Annotated in this window: 14 protein-coding genes and 1 pseudogene; 7 read left to right on the top strand and 8 right to left on the bottom strand. The window is 47.5% G+C overall.

Annotation, left to right across the window (positions count from 1 at the left end):
* Nucleotides 1-15: 15 nt before the first annotated feature.
* The 5 genes and pseudogenes from MJO57_RS31400 (at nt 16) to MJO57_RS31420 (ending at nt 4,846) form a co-directional block, all read left to right on the top strand.
* Nucleotides 16-549: a hypothetical protein gene (locus MJO57_RS31400; RefSeq protein ID WP_252021463.1), complete on the top strand. Its 534-nt coding sequence runs from the start codon at nt 16-18 to the stop codon at nt 547-549.
* Nucleotides 550-557: 8 nt separating this feature from the next.
* Nucleotides 558-1,124: a transposase gene (locus MJO57_RS31405; protein ID WP_371924936.1), complete on the top strand. Its 567-nt coding sequence runs from the start codon at nt 558-560 to the stop codon at nt 1,122-1,124.
* A 1,075-nt stretch (nt 1,125-2,199) separates the two neighbouring features.
* A pseudogene (locus MJO57_RS31410) lies at nt 2,200-3,771 on the top strand (IS3 family transposase).
* A 40-nt stretch (nt 3,772-3,811) separates the two neighbouring features.
* On the top strand, nt 3,812-4,351 hold the full coding sequence (locus MJO57_RS31415) for a hypothetical protein (RefSeq protein ID WP_252021475.1): 540 nt from the start codon (nt 3,812-3,814) through the stop codon (nt 4,349-4,351).
* A 117-nt stretch (nt 4,352-4,468) separates the two neighbouring features.
* Nucleotides 4,469-4,846, top strand: coding sequence for a DUF2237 family protein (locus MJO57_RS31420; protein ID WP_252021478.1), 378 nt, complete (start codon nt 4,469-4,471; stop codon nt 4,844-4,846).
* A 150-nt stretch (nt 4,847-4,996) separates the two neighbouring features.
* On the opposite strand, the gene MJO57_RS31425 is transcribed toward MJO57_RS31420, so the two are convergent.
* Complete coding sequence (locus MJO57_RS31425; protein ID WP_252017502.1) at nt 4,997-6,514, bottom strand: IS1182 family transposase; 1,518 nt, start codon at nt 6,512-6,514, stop codon at nt 4,997-4,999.
* A 446-nt stretch (nt 6,515-6,960) separates the two neighbouring features.
* Nucleotides 6,961-8,019, bottom strand: coding sequence for a hypothetical protein (locus tag MJO57_RS31430; RefSeq protein ID WP_252021480.1), 1,059 nt, complete (start codon nt 8,017-8,019; stop codon nt 6,961-6,963).
* A gap of 112 nt (nt 8,020-8,131) precedes the next feature.
* On the opposite strand from MJO57_RS31430, the gene MJO57_RS31435 reads away from it, so the two are divergent.
* Entirely contained in the window at nt 8,132-9,649 is a 1,518-nt protein-coding gene (locus MJO57_RS31435) for a hypothetical protein (RefSeq protein WP_252021482.1), read from the top strand.
* A gap of 100 nt (nt 9,650-9,749) precedes the next feature.
* Nucleotides 9,750-10,976 (top strand): hypothetical protein, encoded by a 1,227-nt coding sequence (locus MJO57_RS31440; protein WP_252021484.1) that lies wholly within the window; start codon nt 9,750-9,752, stop codon nt 10,974-10,976.
* A 9-nt stretch (nt 10,977-10,985) separates the two neighbouring features.
* Here the strand turns inward: MJO57_RS31440 and MJO57_RS31445 are convergent, their stop codons facing one another.
* From MJO57_RS31445 to MJO57_RS31470, 6 genes are all read right to left on the bottom strand, one after another.
* Nucleotides 10,986-14,372 carry a type I restriction endonuclease subunit R gene (locus tag MJO57_RS31445; RefSeq protein ID WP_252021486.1) on the bottom strand — a complete coding sequence of 1,129 codons (3,387 nt, stop codon included), beginning with the start codon at nt 14,370-14,372 and terminating at the stop codon, nt 10,986-10,988.
* 102 nt (nt 14,373-14,474) lie between these two features.
* Nucleotides 14,475-15,806, bottom strand: a complete 1,332-nt coding sequence (locus MJO57_RS31450) for a restriction endonuclease subunit S (protein ID WP_252021488.1) — start codon at nt 15,804-15,806, stop codon at nt 14,475-14,477.
* Nucleotides 15,796-17,154 carry an N-6 DNA methylase gene (locus MJO57_RS31455; protein WP_252021490.1) on the bottom strand — a complete coding sequence of 453 codons (1,359 nt, stop codon included), beginning with the start codon at nt 17,152-17,154 and terminating at the stop codon, nt 15,796-15,798. Before MJO57_RS31455 ends, MJO57_RS31450 begins: the two co-directional genes overlap by 11 nt.
* A 14-nt stretch (nt 17,155-17,168) precedes the next feature.
* Nucleotides 17,169-18,686, bottom strand: coding sequence for an IS66 family transposase (locus tag MJO57_RS31460; protein ID WP_252021492.1), 1,518 nt, complete (start codon nt 18,684-18,686; stop codon nt 17,169-17,171).
* A gap of 48 nt (nt 18,687-18,734) precedes the next feature.
* Nucleotides 18,735-19,055: a type I restriction-modification system subunit M N-terminal domain-containing protein gene (locus MJO57_RS31465; RefSeq protein ID WP_252021494.1), complete on the bottom strand. Its 321-nt coding sequence runs from the start codon at nt 19,053-19,055 to the stop codon at nt 18,735-18,737.
* A gap of 325 nt (nt 19,056-19,380) precedes the next feature.
* Nucleotides 19,381-20,235: a DmsC/YnfH family molybdoenzyme membrane anchor subunit gene (locus tag MJO57_RS31470; RefSeq protein ID WP_252021496.1), complete on the bottom strand. Its 855-nt coding sequence runs from the start codon at nt 20,233-20,235 to the stop codon at nt 19,381-19,383.

Genomic DNA, 20,235 nt, shown 5'->3' on the forward strand with positions numbered 1-20,235 from the left:
ACTTCAGTTAACGAGTTGACGGGGCTGAATGTCTCTTATCGTTCTTGGGCAAATCAAGCTAAAAAGGACGCGCTGCCTACTCTTATCCTGTGGCTATGGGTGCAGTGTCTGGAAATATTTTCCCGCAAAGTCATGGCGTTTGATGAAGACAGTCCATTTTCAGAGTTTGAGCACATTCTGATTCAGGACGGTTCGTCACAAGCTGTCTATGATGCCCTGAAAGAAGCATTTCCCGGCAGGTTCTCAACGGTCAGTCCTGCTGCCGTCGAGCTTCATACGACAATGGATCTTCTCACCAACAACCTGGTGCGGGTGCAGCTGACTGAAGATACCCGTTCAGAAAGAGACTGTCTGCCACCACTGCCAACATCCATGGCCTATATCCTGATGCTAATGGATGCCGGTTATTTTGAGCTGGAACTCTTTGCCGCTATTGATGACAGGGAGGGTTCTTTATCTGCAAGGCACCTCAGAGTATCAACCCGACGATACTCAGCGCGGTACGGGAGGATGGCAAGAATCTCAATCGCTACAAAGGACAAAAACTGAAGGATGTACTGTCTGGCTTCCCCAAAGACCAGTGCCTCGACCTGGATGTAGAATGGCCGGGATTCAAAGCCTGGCCATTCCGCTTGGTTGTCCGCTGGAATGACAAAAAACAGAAGTGGGTTTTCGTTGTGACCAACCTGAACCGGGTGGAGTTCACCTTGAGTGATGTGCTCCAGGCCTATCGTCTACGGTGGCAGATAGAGCTGATTTTCAAAGAGATCAAATCCTATTCAGGGTGGCATCGTTTTAACACCAAATCAGCGACACTGGTGTTTAGCCTGATTCTGATGTCCTTTGTGGTTGTGACGTTGAAAAGGTACCTTGCCCATGCTGCACAGGCGAACCTCTGTGAAAGTGGGAGCATTGAGGAAATCTCGACGCACAAGGTGATGAAAAGTGGGACTCACCTGTTTGGTAATGTGATTTCATCGTTGATGAATGCAGGAAAGTCATTGGTCTCATGCATTAAAAAGCTACTGGACTTCTGGGGAAATAATGCGAAACGAGAACACCCTGCACGGGATGGTTGTTCAGGGCGTACAAGATTAGGCTTCTGTGCAGTGGGTGGAGCTTAATGTCTACCTTAAGAACAAATGAATAGAGTGCTTCAAGCCAACGCTGCTGTTGTTCCGATGGGTCCATTCTGGCTATCCACCGTTTCATGGCCGCCAGACTGGCCGTTTTGGCCGTTTCATCGGGAAACTCATGGCCATCCTCCAGCGTCGCCAGTAATGGGCGGACATCAAGCTGAACATTTTCAAGGGCCTGTACGGTGTCCGTCTTAATGCAGCGAAATGGCGGAACGGGTAATCCTGCGTTCTGCATCAGGGTCAGGAACATCCCTTTCCCACCCAACCCTTCCCGGCTTGGGATATTTTGGGAATGGCCGTCCAACTGGGATTCGCTACAGCGTCTGGTTTTTAATAACGTTGCATTGATTTCGTGGTTGGCACAGCCAGGCATTACCGTCGTATCTCTCTCGGTAACCCGGCACTTTCTTGTTAAAGCTTTAATATCAGAGATGCCCGATGGCAACGTTTCACGGTTGGGGATATCAGCAGCTCTGGTATCAGGCAAAACTGTGAAACCAGGCTCTGTGTCAGGGTATCTACTAAAGTCTGAGGGTGCATTAAACATCATTAAAATCCCTTTAATGTTTATCGGGTCATGACATTTGCCAGATATTCTCGAAGGCGTTTCATTCTGGCTGCCATGTCATCAACACAAGTGTCCTGAAATAATTAGACAATTACAGTTGCAAAATGTTCACTGATTGCGTCTGATTGCGTGTTTTCTTTTTCTTCAAAAGACTCCAGGTAATCCGGGCCAATAGTAACAGGGAGAACTGGAAAGTCATTCGGGTAGTCAGAATCTGTTCAGCTAAATTGTAGTGTTCGAGGGGAACTTTTAAAATAAAAATCAGGATGCATCCGTTGCTTCACACACACTGAATAATTTCTTAGTTTCTCATTTATCATCCAATGAAAATAAATCAGTGTTTCCCGAATTTTATTTGCAAGAAGATCTTGATGCAATTGTACCTTGTTATTCTGCCAGTGAACCTGTTAATAATGATCCCCCCTGTGTCAGCATAGTTGTCGCCTCTCCTGAAATTAGAAATCTCAACAGGGGGCGGTCTATGAGTAATCAATGGCCCGCTATTCAGAAGAGTTCAAAGAGTCCATCATTCAGAAGATGATGCCACCCAATAATGTGCCAGTTTCGCAGTTGGTACGTGAGACTGGTATCTCTGATGTGACCCTGTACACTTGGCGAAAGAAAGCAGTATCTAAAGGAGTGCCTGTGCCGGGCGACGGAAAGAATCCAGATCAATGGACAACTGAAAACAAGTTAGCCGTAATCATTGAAACGGCTGCGTTAAATGAAGCAGAAATGGCTGAATACTGTCGTAAAAAAGGTCTGTTTGCTGAACAAATTCAGCAGTGGAAGGCTGCCTTTATTAACAGTGTTTCTGTCCAGCCTGAAAGTCAGTCAAAACAGCGTAAGGCGCTGTCTGACGAACACAAAAAAGATAAGAAAACCATCAAAAAAGCTTGAGCGTGAACTCAATCGCAAGGACAAGGCGTTAGCAGAAACTGCTGCCTTGCTGGTACTCACAAAAAAGGCCCAAGAGATCTGGGGGGCGCCAGAGGACGATTAGTCTCTCTCCCGGATCGACAAAATGCTGTTAGCCTGATTAAACAGGCAGTTAAAGATGGGGCTCGTCAGTCAAAAGCCTGCAAAGCCCTTGGTCTTACAGAAAGAACTGTACAACGCTGGATGCAGGGTGATGACGTGCGCGCAGATAATCGCAAAAATGCTGACAGGCCAGAACCGGTTAACAAGTTTTCTGAAGCTGAGCGACAGGCGATTGTTGACGTCTGTAACAGCGAGCGGTTCAAAAGCCTTCCGCCCAGCCAGATTGTGCCCACATTGTTAGATGAAGGTCTCTATATGGGGTCTGAAAGGACATTTTACCGGGTGTTGGAGGAAACAGGGCAACAGCATCATCGGGGCAGTGCTGCCAAGCCAAACAGGTATAAGCCAACGTCCTGGTGTGCTACCGGACCCAACCAGGTCTGGTCCTGGGATATTACCTATCTGCGCTCTCCGATACGGGGGCAGTTTTATTACCTGTACCTGGTGATAGACATCTTTAGTCGTATGATTGTTACATGGGAAATTCATGAAACCGAATCAGCTGAGCATGCATCAGAAATGATCACTAAAGCCTGTATCAAACAGGGAATTGCAGCCTTGGAGTGGCCACTGGTTCTGCACTCAGATAATGGTAGTCCCATGAAGGGTGGCACTATGCTGTCAACACTGCAGCGTCTTGGGGTCGTGAGCTCATTCAGTCGTCCCCGGGTCAGTGATGATAACCCCTTTTCCGAGGCCATATTCAGAACCCTGAAATACCGCCCTGGTTATCCGCGCACGCCATTTGCTGATCTTGAAGCAGCACGTAGCTGGGTGCATGGTTTTGCCCAATGGTACAACGAAGAGCACAAGCACAGTGGGCTGAAATTTCTGACACCCGGGCAAAGGCATCGTGGTGAAACCAAGGTGCTTATGGCTAACCGCAGAAAGGTTTATGAACAAGCCAAAGAACGTCACCCAGAGCGCTGGGGAAAGAGGTCAACAAGGAACTGGGATCTGGCTGATGAAGTCTGGTTGAATCCCGACAGACCTGCTGATGATCAACTAAGCAAAGCCGCTTAAGTTGAGGCGACAACTATGTTGACAAACACCGGATCTAACATTGAAAAATACAACCTTAACAAACTCCCTTATAACAGCTCAAACCCCACCCCCTGAAGATTCATTCGTTAATTTTTTTCAGCCATCATCATCACCACCACCCGTTGCTGCATTTGATCCATTGAATAACAACGCACAACAGCAAGTGCACACCAAATCTGTTGAGTTTACAGCACATTCCGAACCTGTGACCCTCAGGTTTAAAGAGGTAAGCACATGCGATAAACGCAAAGCAATACAAGCCAAATACAACGCATCCGACAAAGGCAAGGCGAGCAGTGCTAAACGCTCCGCCAAATACAACGCATCGAATAAAGGCAAGGAGAGAAGATCCAAATACCTGGCATCCGAGAAAGGCAAGTTATGCATAGCCATAATAAATGCAAGAGCAAGTGCTTACAGGTCAGCTATAAAAAAAGGCTTTAGTGAAGAAGCAGCAAGGGAAAAAGGAGAGTCGGCAGCTAATGCAAAAAAAGCAAAACTTGCTTCTGCCAGCCAACCTACTTTTGCTTCGGTCTCCCGAAAGATATTGCCAGCATGACAATCCGGTTGCTTGTAGCTGCTTCCAGCACTGTTAGCACTCATAAAACCAGGATCCATTGTGAAAATGACTTTTCTTCTATCTGTAGATCATGGGTTAATCATGGGAGGGTTTCACATGGTAGAACTGGTATTTGAACAGCCCAATGTGCTCGGCACTGAGTTAGAGACTTGCTGCCAAAGTCCAGTGACTGGCTTCTTCCGGGACGGATTTTGCCATACCTGCCTGGAGGATTCCGGCAGTCATACCGTCTGCGCCAGGATGACCGATGAGTTTCTACAGTTTTCCCTGTCCAAAGGTAATGACCTCATCACACCCAACCCTGAGTTTGGTTTTCCCGGCCTGAAAGCCGGTGACCGCTGGTGTCTGTGCGCAACTCGCTGGGTAGAGGCTAATAAGGCAGGTGTTGCCCCACCGGTTTACCTGAATGCGACCAATATGGCAGCGCTTGAAATTGTTGAGCTGGCTACGCTGAAGCAGATGGCATTGGATTGATATTAGTAGCAGCAAATTGGTCTAGGAGGCTGTCCGAGAACTAGCTATTGAAAAAACGAAAGCTTCAGCATTTTCTTGGCTGATCAAATATTGACCTAAATTTAGCCTGTTTTGGGGTAAAAATTGCGTTTTTTACCCTTTTGCTTGCCTTTATGCTGCCATTTTAAGCCTTTTTGCTTCTTCAAGACGGATTGATCCCGTTGAAACCGATTTGACAATTTTTTTGAAATTATAAGCACTGCAGACCAGTGAAAATTCTCCAGCCACTTTTTCCTTACCCCGGACACTGAACCCTCTGAATCCTGAGTTCTTGATTTGGCCAAAAGGCGGTTCCGCAATCACCTTGCGACGCTCATAAACCGCTTTGGCCTCTTTGGTTTCCATTTTGCGGTTCATCGCCTGGCGTATGGCTTCGTGGCGGTCTGTGCGAATCACTTTCCCCGGGTCTTTGTTGTCACCACTGCACCTTTTACGTAACGGGCAATCCCGGCAGATATCTTTACTGACGCGGTAGCTTTTGTGTTTTGCTTTGCTAGCCGTGTTATAAATCAGCTTCTCACCGGCAGGGCAGGTAAAGCTGTCGTCTGCTTCATGGTAAATAAAATCCGCTTTGACAAACTTTCTGTCAGAGTCTTCCAGTCCCTCTGTTGCAGGCTTCTCCTGTCGATCCGTAGCCATGTAAGCGTCAATGTTCGCATCATCAAACGCTTGCAGGTTGGGCCCTGAGTAATAGCCATTATCCTCACTCATTTTGCCAATGGACGCGTTATCTGTTGCTTCTGCAATGGCTTCAAGTGCAGGCTTTACTTCCTGCTTGTCATTGGCATGCTGGCTGATGTGCTGGCCAACAATGATACCATTATCGCTGTCGACGCTGATCTGGGCGTTATAACTGTACTGATAGCCACTGCCTTTTTTACCCATGATCCTGGCATCATGATCAGCAAAGCTGATTTGCTTTTTGTCGTCTATCGGCTTATCGGGATTCAGGGCCTGTTCCCGTTCTTCAAGCGCTTTTTTGGCCTCCTGGATTTTCTCTAACCGTTCCTGCTTGAATTGCAAGTCTTCAGGAATGCTGTAGCCAGTCTCCTGCTGATAAGCATCGTCCTCTTCACTGTCACTGGTTTCGGCTTTTTTAATCAGGGCCTCAACTTCAGCCATTAATTCAGCTTCTTTGGCCTTAAGTCGTGCGTAGCTCATGGCCTTATGCTTTGATGAGTCGGCTTTGAATTTGGAACCATCAAGAGCGATGTGGCCCAGCGAGGCCATCTGTAGTTCCCGGGCGAGCAGCACGCTCTGTTTGAAACTGCTTTTAAAAAAGGTGGCCTGGTTTTTACGAAAGTCACTGAGCACCCGGAAATTTGGGCAGTGCTGTTTGGCGATATACATGAAAGCCAAGTCCTGATTGCAGCGCCGTTCAATCTCCCTGGAGCTGAACACACCATGGCTATAGGCATAGATCAGGATCGATATAATCAGTCGTGGGTGGTAGGCATTCTGGCCAAGATGGTGATACTGCTTTTCCACTTCAGAGGTGTCGATATGCTTGAAGATATCTTCAAAAACGAAGCAATCATGATCTGGTGGCAGCAGGTCGAAGATGTTCGATGGGAACATCAGGTGCTGGTCAAAATCAGCAGGGTTATCTTTGAATTTGATTGATGACATCCGTTTCGGCAACAACAAAGTGGGCAGAAGATGCCTGATTATACTTAATCAGGCTATTCTCGGACAGCCTCCTAGACTGGAGTCCTTAAGGAAAGTCACAAACCAATTAATCAACAGAATATCACTCAGGAAATCAACTAAATGCCCGGTCTTATTGATAACACCCCATCCATAACGGATATTACCCTGTTCAAAGTTGGTTCGAGTTGTCTTTGGTCGACGCTCCCCTGCGAGCATAGGTGTTTAATGTACCTCGCTGATGGGACCAACCATAATGTGCAGTTAAGCGCCCCCGGTATACTTTACTTACACAACAGACTTAATGAATCGCAAGTACTTGACCAGTGGGGCAAAGATCACTTTTCTGAGCAAATGCCACGTTTGACAGAATCAGTCAAAGCGGAGCACCTGGAGAGATTGAAAAATCATGTTCGTATGTAAAACAGTCAAGAGTCTGTTTGCTCTCTCGGTTGATCGGGGGACTGTAAATATTCCTTCAGCTTGACGACTGAAAACGGGGGGGCAGTACCTTCTAAATTTTTACTGGAACTCCGGGTCCTTTCAGTTAAATTAGAAGTCAGTGGTAAATCACCTGAGTTTTTAGCTGAATTGACTGACTGACGATACCGCTTTTTGCGCTCCCTTTCGCGCTCGGCGTAAGCGGGATCTGTCTGGTAGCGCTTCCTGTGGCGCTCCCTTTTGCGCTCCCTTTCGCGCTTGGCGTGAGCGGGATCTTTGCGAAGCTCCCTTTGGCGCTCCCTATTGCGCACCCTTTCGCGCTCGGCGAAAGCGGGATCTTTGCGACGCTCCCTTTGGCGCTCCCTATTGCGCACCCTTTCGCGCTCGGCATGAGCGGGATCTTTGCGAAGCTCCCTTTTGAGCTCCCTATTGCGCACCCTATTGCGCTCGGCGTAAGCGGAATCTTCGCGAAGCTCCCTTTTGCATTCAATATGTGAAGGATTTTCAACAATAGCTTCTTCGGCTTGAATCGCAGGAGATGTATATTGTTGATGATGTTCACTTTTCAATCGTGGGTTAAAAATCGCAATCGGCACTGTAGATTTAGAGTAATTACCAATACCGTCTTGATTAGGAATTTGGATAGGTGGATTAGGTTTAGTATCAACCTCTGTCGAGCTTTGCGAGGTTGATTGAACACGCTTTGTTAAGGAGTATATCGAAAAAGTATTATTTCCAGGGTCATGTTCTACAACCTGATAATTTTCCAGCGGTATAGCTACTGGAATTGCAGGAGAATCTTTATAGCCAGTTTGATTTTGTACAGCGAAATCTTTCAACCATTTTATTTTAGGATTTAAATACTCTTGATTATCTGAACTTGTAGATTGGTCAGTATTGTCATAGCTAGTTACAGGTTGTCCGAATTCAGTAACCATTCGGGAGAAAGCATGACCTGTTGCACCAGATTCAGCTAAAGACATGCCTTGAATATTGGAAAGGCCGCTAGGGGCTGGACTTAATTGAGAACAAGTTGGTCTATCCATTGAATTATGGAACTATTGAATTACAAATTAAGACCACACTTTCTTATAAAAGTTCCTCCCTTTCGCCACTTATTCACCATTTATTTATGCCAACCATGCATAAATAATTGCTATGGCTATTACTAATAGCAACGTAAAACTCTTTGAAAGTCAGCGCCTCACGGATGGGGAAAACGGTGACGGTCGGGTAACCGGAAACGAGGTCATTGATGGCAACATCAACAATCTCTTTCAGGATATTTCCCGGATCGACCGCACCATTGGTGATGTAGCCTTGCGAAAGGCGTTTATCGGGATCAGCACCGATAACAACGACACCAGATGGTTTAACGACCCAGTTTATTCGCATTACCGCAGTTACCCATCCCGTTGTGTGAAGCTTTCAGGTCAGGTTAACGGAACTTTTGTTCAAAAATGCAGTCTGAAACTACAACAAAGGAAAAATAATAATGAATACCGTATGAATCCCTCAACAATAAATAATAATCCTTCGCTGCTTTCTGCCACTGGAAGCGGTTTTCTCAGTCCCTCCAAACAATATGCTACGGGTTCCCTCGCCCTTAAAGAAGAAGGAAGGGCTACACATAACGCACGTTCAGTGGTAACACTTAAAGGCGGTAAGCCCCTTTATCATCGCCTGTGTACAGATGAATCTGCATTTGCCATTGATGAAGATTTTGTCGATTTCGCGGCAGGGTCATCCCAAAGCTATAACGAAATAAATGAGGCTATTTCAATATCAAGAGCTATGTATAGAGTCTTTTTGCATAACAAAAAGAGCATCACAGACGAAAACATTTACGATATTTGTAGCTGTATCCAAGCGCATAAAGACAGAGATTATCTTAAAAATAACATTCCACCTTCTTTTTCAAATGTTGGTGGTTACGCAGACCCCAAGAACTTACCAGAGATAGTATGGGCAGATCATGTGAACGATGGTGCAATAACTACCTATATCTTTATCCCCGGAGCAAAGGGAAGTCTGGAGAAGCTAAAGATAGCTGTCAAAAATTCCAAAGAAAGTCTGGAAACCTGGGGATTACACCCAAATAGTGCGAATAAAATCCCAAGAATTCATGCTGGAATAAAAAGAGCTGTTGATCGGCAAACTCAAATGGGGAAACCATTCAATAAAGTCTTAAAAAAATTCGCAATAGATAGCCTTAGCGAGAATAGAAAAATTAAAATACTCGCTCATTCTTTTGCAGGGGGATTTACAGATGCATTTCTGACCAAATTATACTCACCCAATGGGCTTCCGGGTTTTACTCCCGCTGAAACCGACGCACTCAAGAAAAATCTGGATATAGTCACTACAGGTGGGGTTTCAGTAGGAAACCAGACACACGCTGAATGGTTTAAATCTGAGGTAATCAAGGACACCAAAGACGAAAAAGGAAATATTATAGCAACCAATTATATGCGGATTACTTCAGACTATGACCGTGTTGCAAAAAGGCTCAGACCAAGAAATCCACTTAAAAATTTCTTTGGCCCTCGTACTTTTAAGATTGAGAAGGGATATAAAGTTGGCCATGACGATTTTTTTAAATTCTTCCAAAGAATTAACAGAGGACAATTCGATAAGGAAGAAAATAATTATTTAAGTTGCTGCATAGGAAAATGAACAAAAAATAAATATTAACCAACAATCTGGTTAGTTCTGGTAGCGGTAATTAAAAAATACCATTTTTTAAACAACGAAGAGAAATAATCGAAAACACACAATGGCTTTACCACCAATAAATAACAACCCTTCACCGGTTTCTACTGCTCAGAGCAGCGCTCGTGCTCTCTCTGGACAGGATTGCCCTGCTTGTCTGGGCGACAACCTCGCCCTTAAAGAAGAAAGAAGAGCTGAATATAATGGTCGTTCTGTCGTAACACTTAAAGACGGAAAGCTCCCTTATCATCCTCAGAATTTAGATGAATGGGCTGAAGATACGGAAAAACAGCTAAAACATAAGGAGCCATTAAATTCAAGGCTTATCTTGCCAGTTAATGAATCCTTGTCTGCTATGGATGAAGATTTCATCGAATTTGCGGCAAGATCCCCCCAAAGCTATGACGAAGCAAATGAGACTATTTCGATAACAAGAGCTATGTATAGAGCTTTTTTACATAACAGAAACCGCATTACAGACGACAATATCAAAGATGTTGCCACCTCTCTCCAGGTGCACAGAAGCAAAGATTATCTGAGAAATGATATTCCATCTTCCTTTTCAAATTTTGGTAGTTACAGCGACCCTGATAACGTACCGTATTTGCTATGGGCAGATCACCAAAACAATGGCGTAAGAACTACTTATCTCTCCATCCCCGGGGCACGGGCCAATTGCGACAAGCTAAAGGTGCTTGCCAGCAACTCCAAAGCGAGTCTGGAGACATGGGGGTTTTGCAGAAATAGCGCAAATAAAATCCCAAGAATTCATGCCGGAATCAAACGAGCTGTTGAGCACCATACTCAAGAGGGGCAACAATTAAATCAACGCTTAAAACAATTTGCAAAGGAAAGTCTTGGCGATAATAGAAAGTTTAAAATACAGGGAGAAAGTTTTGGAGGGGCATTTGTTGACGGGCTTCTGACCAAATTATATTCCCCCAATGGGCTTCCGGGTTTTTCTCCTGCTGAAACCGAAGCACTTAAGAAAAATCTGGGTGTGGCCACTACCGGTGGGTTTGCAATAGGAAATCAGTTACACGCTGAATGGTTTAACGCTCAGGTTATCAGGAACACCAAAGACGAAGCTGGAAGAATTAGCGCAACTAACTATATGCGGATTATTTCTGACTACGACATTATTGTACCAGCAGTCATCGCAAGAAACCCATTAAAAAAATTCCAGGGGCCCAGAGCTTTTAGGGTTGATAATAGATTTAAAATTGGTCATCTCGATTTTTTTAAGTTATTTCAAAAAGTCAATAGAGAAAAAATGGGTCAGAAAAAATGAAAAAATGGGTCATATATGGTCCGCCCCGGTGAAATTGGCTGCTACTCCCCCCCGCCCCGCCTTAAAATGCTCCGCCTGCTCAAACACATCCTGATAAACCTCGTTAAAGGTAACCGGCGGATAGCCATGCTTTGAGAGCAACATAATCAACTCAACCCGCAGTGAGGCCTTGATATCCCCCCGATGGTTCCAGTCCGGGAATTGCGCCTTGTCATCCACTACGGCTTTTACCTTGGTGGCCAGGTCCAGCAGGCGGTCTTCCTCGTAGGTGAACTCGTATTTTTCTGCCACCTTTTTCAAAATGTCGTAAAACGCTTTCTCTTCCAGGGAGATGCCCAGCGCTTCAAAGGAGCCCATTTCTGTTTGCAAATCCGCCATCAGGTCGAACAGGCCGTTGATGGCTTCATCGTGTACGGCGGTGGTAAAGGCATCCTCTTCCTTGCGCTCGTTGTACTTTTCCACCAGGGACTGGAAGCGTTTGGAGAAATCCACCGCCTTGACCTTGTTGGTCTTTTTAAACTCCGACAACGCCTTGGCCAGCAGCTTTTTCAGCAGCTGGATTTTGGTGTTGGGCAGTTTGATCTTGTCGATGCGCTCCAGATAGTCATCATCGAAAAGATCAATTTCGGTCGCACCATCCTCTCCAAGCTTAAAAATTTCCTCAACCCCGTCGCTCTTGATGGCCTCGGCCAGCATCTCCTTCACACGGGCATTCATCAGGGCGGTATCCGGCGCATCCCCTTTGGTGAGTTTGAAGACAATAGAACGCACCGCCATATAGAAGTGAATATGATCCTTCTCATCCTGAGAGAGCCGGTCACTGCCACAGCACACGTCATAGGCTGCCTTCAGCCGCTTCACCAAGGCCATAAACCGCTTTTCCAGCTTTTCGGTTTGCAGCACAAACTCAGCGGCATTATTCAGGCAATTCAACTGTTCAACAGGCTGGCCAGTAAAGTAAGGAGCAGCATCAAACGTGTGGAATATCTGGCGCAGCAGGTCCAGATGATCTTTTACCGCCACGATGGATTGTTCAATCTCTTCAAAATTGGCTTCATCCGCCTTGGAGAACTGCTTCAGGGCCTGATTCATGCGGGACTTGATGCCGATGTAATCCACCACCAGCCCCTTCTCCTTACCTTCGTATTTGCGGTTTACCCGGGAGATGGTCTGGATCAGGCTGTGCTTCTGAATGGGCTTGTCAATGTAGATGGTGTCAAGGCAGGGTACATCAAAGCCGGTGAGCCACATATCCACCACAATGGCGATTTTGAAGTTGGATTTTTCATTTTTGAACTGCTTATCCAGCTTCTTGCGATAATCCTTGCTGCCCAGCAGGTTATAAAGCTCGTCATCGTCGTCTTTATTGCGGGTCATCACCAGTTTGACCCGTTCCATGGGTTCGATCTCTTTTTTCTCCTGCTCCGTCAGGGTGGAGACCGACTCACAGGCCAGCCGCTCAAACCATTCGGGTTTCAGCTCCCGCAGTTGCTGATAAAAGGCCCAGGCCACCTTGCGCTCGCTGGCGACAAATATTGCCTTGCCCTTGATGGTGGAGCCCTCCGCTACCCGGTTTTCATAGTGCTGGACAAAATCCCTGGCCAGTGCCCGAATCCGGTCCGGGTCACCGAGAATGCTGTTCATGCTGGCGGTGGCTTTCTTGCTCTCTTCGATCTGGTATTCACTGGCACCGGCCTCGGCGCACTGGTCGTAATACTTTTCGATCTCCGCCAGTTTGCTGTTATCCAGAATCACTTTGGCGGCACGGCCTTCGTAGACAATCCGCACGGTGATCTCATCTTTCACCGCTTCGTTCATGGTGTAGGTGTCCACCGGTTGGCCAAAGACATCCAGGGTGGCATCAATGGGGGTGCCGGTAAAACCAACGTAGGTGGCATTGGGCAGGGACTGGTGCAGGTGGTAGGCGAAGCCGTACGTCTTGCGAACACCGTTGTCAGTGATTCTGACTTTCTGCTCTTTATTGACCTGGCTGCGGTGGGCCTCATCGGAGATGCAGATCACATTGGTGCGGTCGGTGAGCAGCTCGGTATCTTCGGTAAACTTGTGAATGGTGGTGAGGAATATGCCACCGCTGGTGTGCCCCCGGAGCAGGGTACGCAGTTCAGCCCGGCTGGTTACCGAGACAATGTTGTCATCGTGCATGTACTTTTTGGCATTGAGAATCTGCTTTGACAGCTGATCATCCAGCTCATTGCGGTCGGTAATCATCACGATGGTGGGGCTGGATAGCGCCAGGCTGGTCATCAGTCGCCGTGCCAGAAACTGCATGGTAAAACTTTTGCCGCAGCCGGTGGCACCAAAGTAGGTGCCGCCCTTACCGTCGCCTTCCGGTTTTCTGTGGATAAGTATGTTGTCGTATAACTTGTTGGTGGCGTAAAACTGCGGATAGCGGCAGACCACTTTGACCTCTTTGCCGGAGGTGTCGGGGAAGAAGATAAAGTCCCGCAATACACGGCGCAGTCGTTCCCGGTCAAACAGGCCGTTGACCATGGTGTGCAGGGAGTCTATGCCCTCTTTTTCTACTGATTCATCGCCGGTGATCTTGCGCCAGGCGTAGAAGAACTCATAGGGGGCAAACAGGCTGCCCATCTTGTTATTCACCCCGTCGCTGATAATGCACAGGGCGTTAAACACCATCAGTTGGGGGATATCCCGCCGGTAGCGCACGGTGAGCTGGCGGTAGGCGTCGTAAATGGTGGCCTCATCCTCACGGATGGCGCTTTTAAATTCAAATACCACCAGGGGCAGACCGTTGATATAGAGAATGGCATCGGGAATGCGGCTGGTCTCCCGGCCTTCGATTTCCAGCTGGTTGACCAGTTTGTAGATATTGTGGTCTTGCTCCCGTTCATCCTGAATCCCACCCCGTTTATTCTGGTCCGAACCCCGTTCACCCTGAGCCACGCCCCGTTTATTCTGATCCGAACCCCGTTCACCCTGAGCGGAGTCGAAGGGTGCATACTCCGGACCTTGGTGTTCACGCACTTCGACAGGCTCAGTGCGAACGGCGTTTTGAGCCGGGAAGTCGATCAGATGAATATGGACGTCTTGTTTTTTAACGCCATCTTTGCCCGTCTTGTCAGAAAAAGAGTCCCGCTTGAGGTTGAAACCATCGGATAGCCATTCACAGAACTGTTTATTGCTGTCGTACAGATCGCTGGCGGGCAGGGTTTCCAGCTGGCGGATAACGGACTCTATTTCGCCCTCGGTGATATCGTGGGACTGATAGCGGTTGGCCAGGTATTGCCGCAGGTCGTCTTTGATCAGCACCTGTTCGGGCTGGCGAGTGATGGCATCGCCGGGAAAGTGGGGGTAACCCTGTTGGCCCAGCAGTTGAATAATGGCTTTTTCCAGTTGTTCTTCTGTGAACTTCATCTTGTCTCTACCATCCTTTTTTGAACCACGAAGGGCACGAAGAGCACAAAGGTTTAACAGCTTTGCCTTTGTGGGCTTCGTGGGCTTTGTGGCGTACCGAAATCAGGCGGCTGCTGTCTCCTGTTGGGGGGCTGCGCTGGTGCTTTCTGGCAGGCGTAGTTCGCCGGAGATGAGTTTGGGGAGTAGGGTGTCTCGGAGTTTGGTTAAAGAATCGTTCGCCTCACTATAGGACCGGTAGCTCTCATAAAAAGGTCTGATAAAGTCTGCAAAGCATTTGTTAATTTCATCACCAGCCTTCAAGAAAGCGATACTATTCATATTTTTCTGGTTAATCTTCATCTGCACAGCACCGGTAACATAAGCAGTAATGTTTTGGGCTTGCATAAAGAGCATTAGATGCTCAGTCGAGACTCCATTCACTCCTTGTAATACATGGGCATGATTATTGACCCATGCTTTACCCCAGATATATTGAACGAATGGACTTCCGTCCTCTTTCATGACCGAGCCATCTTCTCCAATGAGCAAAAAAATATCATCAAAAATCCATTCGTTAATGTAATCATTAACGGATGTTGCACCGTAATAAGGGATATTTCCAGGTTGCTTTTCTTCTCGCTCTCTCTTTGAGAGCGGTACTCTGTGTTTATCAAAACACTGAGCTACTTTACCAAATGGGACATACTCCCACCCCTCCGGAATCCACCCCATCTGGGCATCCAGCACAAAGCGGTTGGGGAATAGCTGACGGATAGACTCCGGTAAAATGTCACCGCTCTCTTGTTCCGGGCTGTCGCCCGAAAGGGAGGCTTTGCGCTGTTCAGCACGAGCCTGCAAAGACTTTCTGGCTTCTGCCCGGGCTTGCAGCTCGGGGGGAATCTCATGCCCCGCCGCCAGTGCGTTATCGATCACCGGATCAAAATCCACAAACCAGCTTTTAAACAGGGCTTGCGCCATGGCTTCGAGGGTTTGGTTGGTTTGGCGGTTGAGTTGGATTTTGTTGTCAAGAACAGAAATTAAATCATCAATATGATCTTGAATTTTTCGCTTTGGCCACTTTGTAGGCAATAAATGAACATGATTTCGGTTAAGAGCAGGGTTTGCAGCACCAACATCCATTTTCTTCAGAGCTTCTGCCATATTTCTGAAGAAATAATAAACGAATCTTGGGTTATTTCCTTTGAAATCCTTTACCCAAAGAGTCGTATCATGCGGCCAGTAGTCTTCATCAAGATAAAAGACAGTGCCAAGGCTTCCTTTTCGACCCAGAACAACGCCAGGAGCTTGGACTTTTGACTCATTATGAAAGCTGGATATGCCACCAGAAGAGACAACAGGCACATCTCCTGGTTGTTGTTGTTTTTTAGTGATGTCGAATCCACGCTGGAGGGTTATTTGTTCACCGATGGTTGTATCGAAAAAATCAGCTGCCATAACCCAACACCTTCAGATTCCGACGAATAACAGCATCTAGTTTTTCCGCATCCTGCATCTGCTGATAAAGGGTCTGGCTCAACTCCTGCATTTTGGTTTCAAACAGTACACCGTCGTCTTCCAGCTCGGCAGTGCCCACATAACGCCCCGGAGTCAGCACAAAGTCGTTAGCAGCAATCTCTTCGATATTGGCTGCTTTGCAGAAGCCAGGTATGTCTTTATATTCAAGTTCCTGATCGGAAAATGCTCCTGCATTTCCGATCCTTCCGCCATCCATGGCGGTCGCACCACGAAAGGCATGATAAGTACGGGCAATCTCGGCAATATCGTCGGTGGTCAGTTCTTTGGTGGTACGGCTTACCATAGAGCCCATCTGACGGGCATCAATAAACAGCGTTTCCCCTTCACGCCCCTTATGCAGCTGCTCACCATCCTTAGAATAAGTCGCAGACTTATTCTTGGTCAGGAACCAGAGACAGACCGGAATCTGCGTCGTATAAAACAGCTGCCCCGGCAGAGCGATCATGCAATCCACCAGATCGTTCTCGATCATCTTGCGACGAATGGCCCCTTCACCACTGGTATTGGAACTCATGGAACCGTTGGCCAGCACAAAACCGGCAGTGCCGTTATCCGACAGCTTGCTGATCATATGCATAATCCAGGCGTAGTTGGCGTTGCCGGTGGGCGGGGTTTCGTAACCATCCCAACGTGGGTCATCGGAGAGTTCGTTTTCCTGCCGCCACTGTTTCTGGTTAAAGGGCGGGTTGGCCATAATAAAGTCGGCCTTCAGGTCCGGGTGCTGATCCTTAAAAAAGGTGTTGGCGGGCACATCGCCAAAGTTGGCCGAGATGCCCCGGATGGCCAGGTTCATCTTGGCCAGCTTGTAGGTGGTGCTGGTGTATTCCTGCCCGTAGATGGAGATGTCTTTACGGTTGCCCTTATGGCTGTCCACAAACTTGACGGACTGCACAAACATACCGCCAGAACCACAACAGGGGTCGTAGATTTTGCCCTTGTAGGGCTCAATCATCTCGGCAATCAGCGTTACCACACACTTGGGCGTATAGAACTCACCACCGCCTTTGCCCTCCGTGGCCGCATATCGACCAAGGAAGTACTCATACACCCGGCCCACCACATCCTGCTCGGTCATATGGCATTCGTTGGCGATGGTGTCGATATTGTTGATGGTATCAATCAGCGCCGACAGCTTGGAGGCATCCAGCCCCAGGCGGGAGAAATAGTTATCCGGCAAGGCACCGGCCAGGGACGGGTTGTTCTTCTCAATATCGTGCAGCGCCGAATCAATCTTGATGGCGATATCGTTCTGCTTGGCGTGTTGCAATACATAGGACGTAACTATTCAGCACTGAGCAAAGGCATATTACAGTAATTCCGAACAGCTCTATGAAGTGATTGATATATGTCCATTCCCTGTTTTCTGGCAGACGACAAATAGCTGCGAATCCGTGCAAACATAGAACCACCGTCTGCACTCCTGAAGCAGCCTGAGATTTTCTGCTTTAACTTGGCCATTCGAACATCCCGCTCACTGCCATTGTTATCGAAGGGAATGGTAAAATCTGACATGAAGCGCAGTGTCTCAGCCTTGAACTCAGTGAGTCGTTTGAAGAGATTGTAAGCTTTAGTATTCTTGACTTTCTTGCGCTTAAGCTCCTCTCGTTGCTTCTCCATATAGACGACTTCTTTCATTAGAGCCCGCTGAAGCAACCGGTCATAAATCTTCTCGATTCGTTCACAGACAACACTTGGCATCTGTAGCATACCTATGGTCTTAAAGCCCTTGCAGTAATGCCAGGAAAGCCTCAGTAGCTTCATCAATCGCAACGCCAGTTGATTGCTGTCCCTATCAACAACACCCAAAAGCTCCCTCAGGTGATGGGCATTGCAAAGTACGTGAGTTGCCGCATATGCAAAATAGGATTTCCAATGATCATGAACCAGAACGCCTGCAAATGTTAGCAGTATGCCCATCGTGTCCATGGCCTCACGACCTCGCTTTTCAGACAAGTAGTAGAGCGTCCATTGTTCATCCCGCATAACGTGTAGCCAGTGCAAAGAGCCCTCGGCCCGCATACCCGTTTCATCGGCTCCGGCAACAGACGATTCCCGCAAGGCGTCACGAATAACCTCTTCAGTAGAAGCCAGATTTTCATAGGTTCTGGCCACAAAATTGGCGACAGTGCCTGCACTTACACTCATTTTATAGAGAGTATTAAAATACTCTGACACGCGCTTAAAAAAAGGCAGGAAATGGTATTGGTTAAGATAGACGGCCATAGCCTGTGTGGCTGAGCCATATTGTGCGGCAGCGGTAACACCTTCCGGGAATTCAGCCTGATTCCGACAACCACAAGTGCAGATTTTTACTTCAGCTCTATGGGCCGTTACTTCAAATTCACCCGGTCTCCCTGGTTCAAACACCTGTCGTTCAATATATTTGACCGGCTCACTATCAAGAAGAGACGCCTGACATTTATTGCATTCTTTAACCGGAAGGTACTCAATATAGTCAGGGATATCGACCTGTTTAAGACAAGTGCCCTGATGCCCTTTCTTTCCACCGGCTTTATTACCAGAAGACTGTCTCAGACTTTTAGGATTGGGTTTTTCATCCGATGGATCGGTACCTTTATCTGCGGAAAGGTCGTCAGAATGATCTGGAGAATTACTGTTTTTACAAGGTTTTTGATAACCATCAGACGATGGCGGCTTGCTGCTGTTTTGACTGTTCTTGCCAACCTTTTCTTCCAATTCTCGACATCGCTCTTCCAGACAGGCAACTCTCATCCGCAGCTCTGCATTCTCTTTCAAGAGAATCTCAGCCGACATAGTTGCGGGTAGTTCTGGAATCATGCTGGCGAATATTGTGGAAAAATGGTGCTTAAGAGGATGGTATAAAAATCAGAAAATTCCAGATTTATGTGGGGGTGCTGAACAGTTACCATAGGACCAGCGACTTTCTTCTGGCAGATAAAAGACGTTGTCCTGGGTGTAGAAATCCACCATATCCACAAAATCAGCGCCGTACTGCTCCGCTATTTTCGCCTTCTGCACTTCAAACTTGTCGCTGATGAATTTCAGGAAGATCAGACTCAAGACAATGTGCTTGTACTCCGAGGATTCAACGCTGCCACGCAGCTTGTTGGCGGAGTCCCAGAGGGTTTCTTCAAAGCCTTTTTTTGAGGCTTTGGCTGCGGGCTTCGTTTTTGGAGAGGTGGCCATAGGAGATAGGTACGACAGGTGAGACATGAAAACCGAGTCATCGTACCACGTAAGACCATGGCTTTGTATTACCTTGGTTTAGATAAATAATTGGCATCGAATAATTTTCTCAACGCTTGAGCCAATAATGGCGAAAAAACAGGGCAACCAAAGTCCACTTTTTCAGTTACGTTGCTCCCAGGAGACGGGATTTTTCAGTGGGTAACATAGAGGTAAAAGGAATCAACAGAGAGCCTGAAAGTCCCTGTATACAGGGACTTTCAGGCTATAATGCATATAGCTGCAGTTGTCCTATAATTAGATGTTTATTAAATAATTATATTGATCACATTGGCAACAGATGCAGGTCGTAGAAGAAGATACGCCCACACAGCTCAGCCGTCAGCACCAGTACGGTACTAACCGCTGCCAGACCCACCGCCGAGTTATTGCCACGGGTAGCCGCAATCACCCAGATACCCAGACCAGCAAACAGCAGACCAAGCCGAGCCAACATCAAACTACCGTGGTAGTCAAACAGGCCCAGCGGGTTGGCAGGCAGGTCAACCTGACCCAGCCAGAACAGGTACAGCGGGTAACACACCAGCACCAGGCCCAGGGTGATAAAGCCCAGGGTGGCCAATGCACGATCGACTCTCTCCTGATAAGCTTTCTGGAAAGCACCCAAAGTGGCCGACTGACTTCTCAGCATCAGTGCCGCCGCCGGGATACCCACCACAAAAGCGGTCATAACAAACTGGAAGATGGTCCAGCCACTGTTCCAGGCGGGCACCGTAGCCAGGGTGTAAACATTGGCAATGGCCAGCAGTAACAGAACACCCAACCCCATGGCTCCCGCCAGTACCAGCTTCTGCAGCTTTGCCAGGATGCCGAAATGCACCATGGCCACATAGGTGAAGACCGCACCACCAAACAGAGCAGTGGTCATGATCTCAACACTCAGTGCAGACAGGTGTTGCAGACCAAAGATTACGTTTATGGCATGCAGTGGCTGGCCCAGGTGGGTCATGGCTGCAGCGCCGGCGATACCCAGCAGCACCAGAACCACCATCAGCAGTTTATTCAGCAACTGCTGACGATTGGTTTCGCTGTTCGCCATCAATAGGCAGGCCAGTACCAGGAACAGGCCAACGGTTCCCTGTGCCAGAACCGTAAAAAATACCAGTGACAACTCTTGCAT

It is taken from the genome of Endozoicomonas sp. SCSIO W0465 (genome assembly GCF_023716865.1).
Classification (GTDB): domain Bacteria; phylum Pseudomonadota; class Gammaproteobacteria; order Pseudomonadales; family Endozoicomonadaceae; genus Endozoicomonas.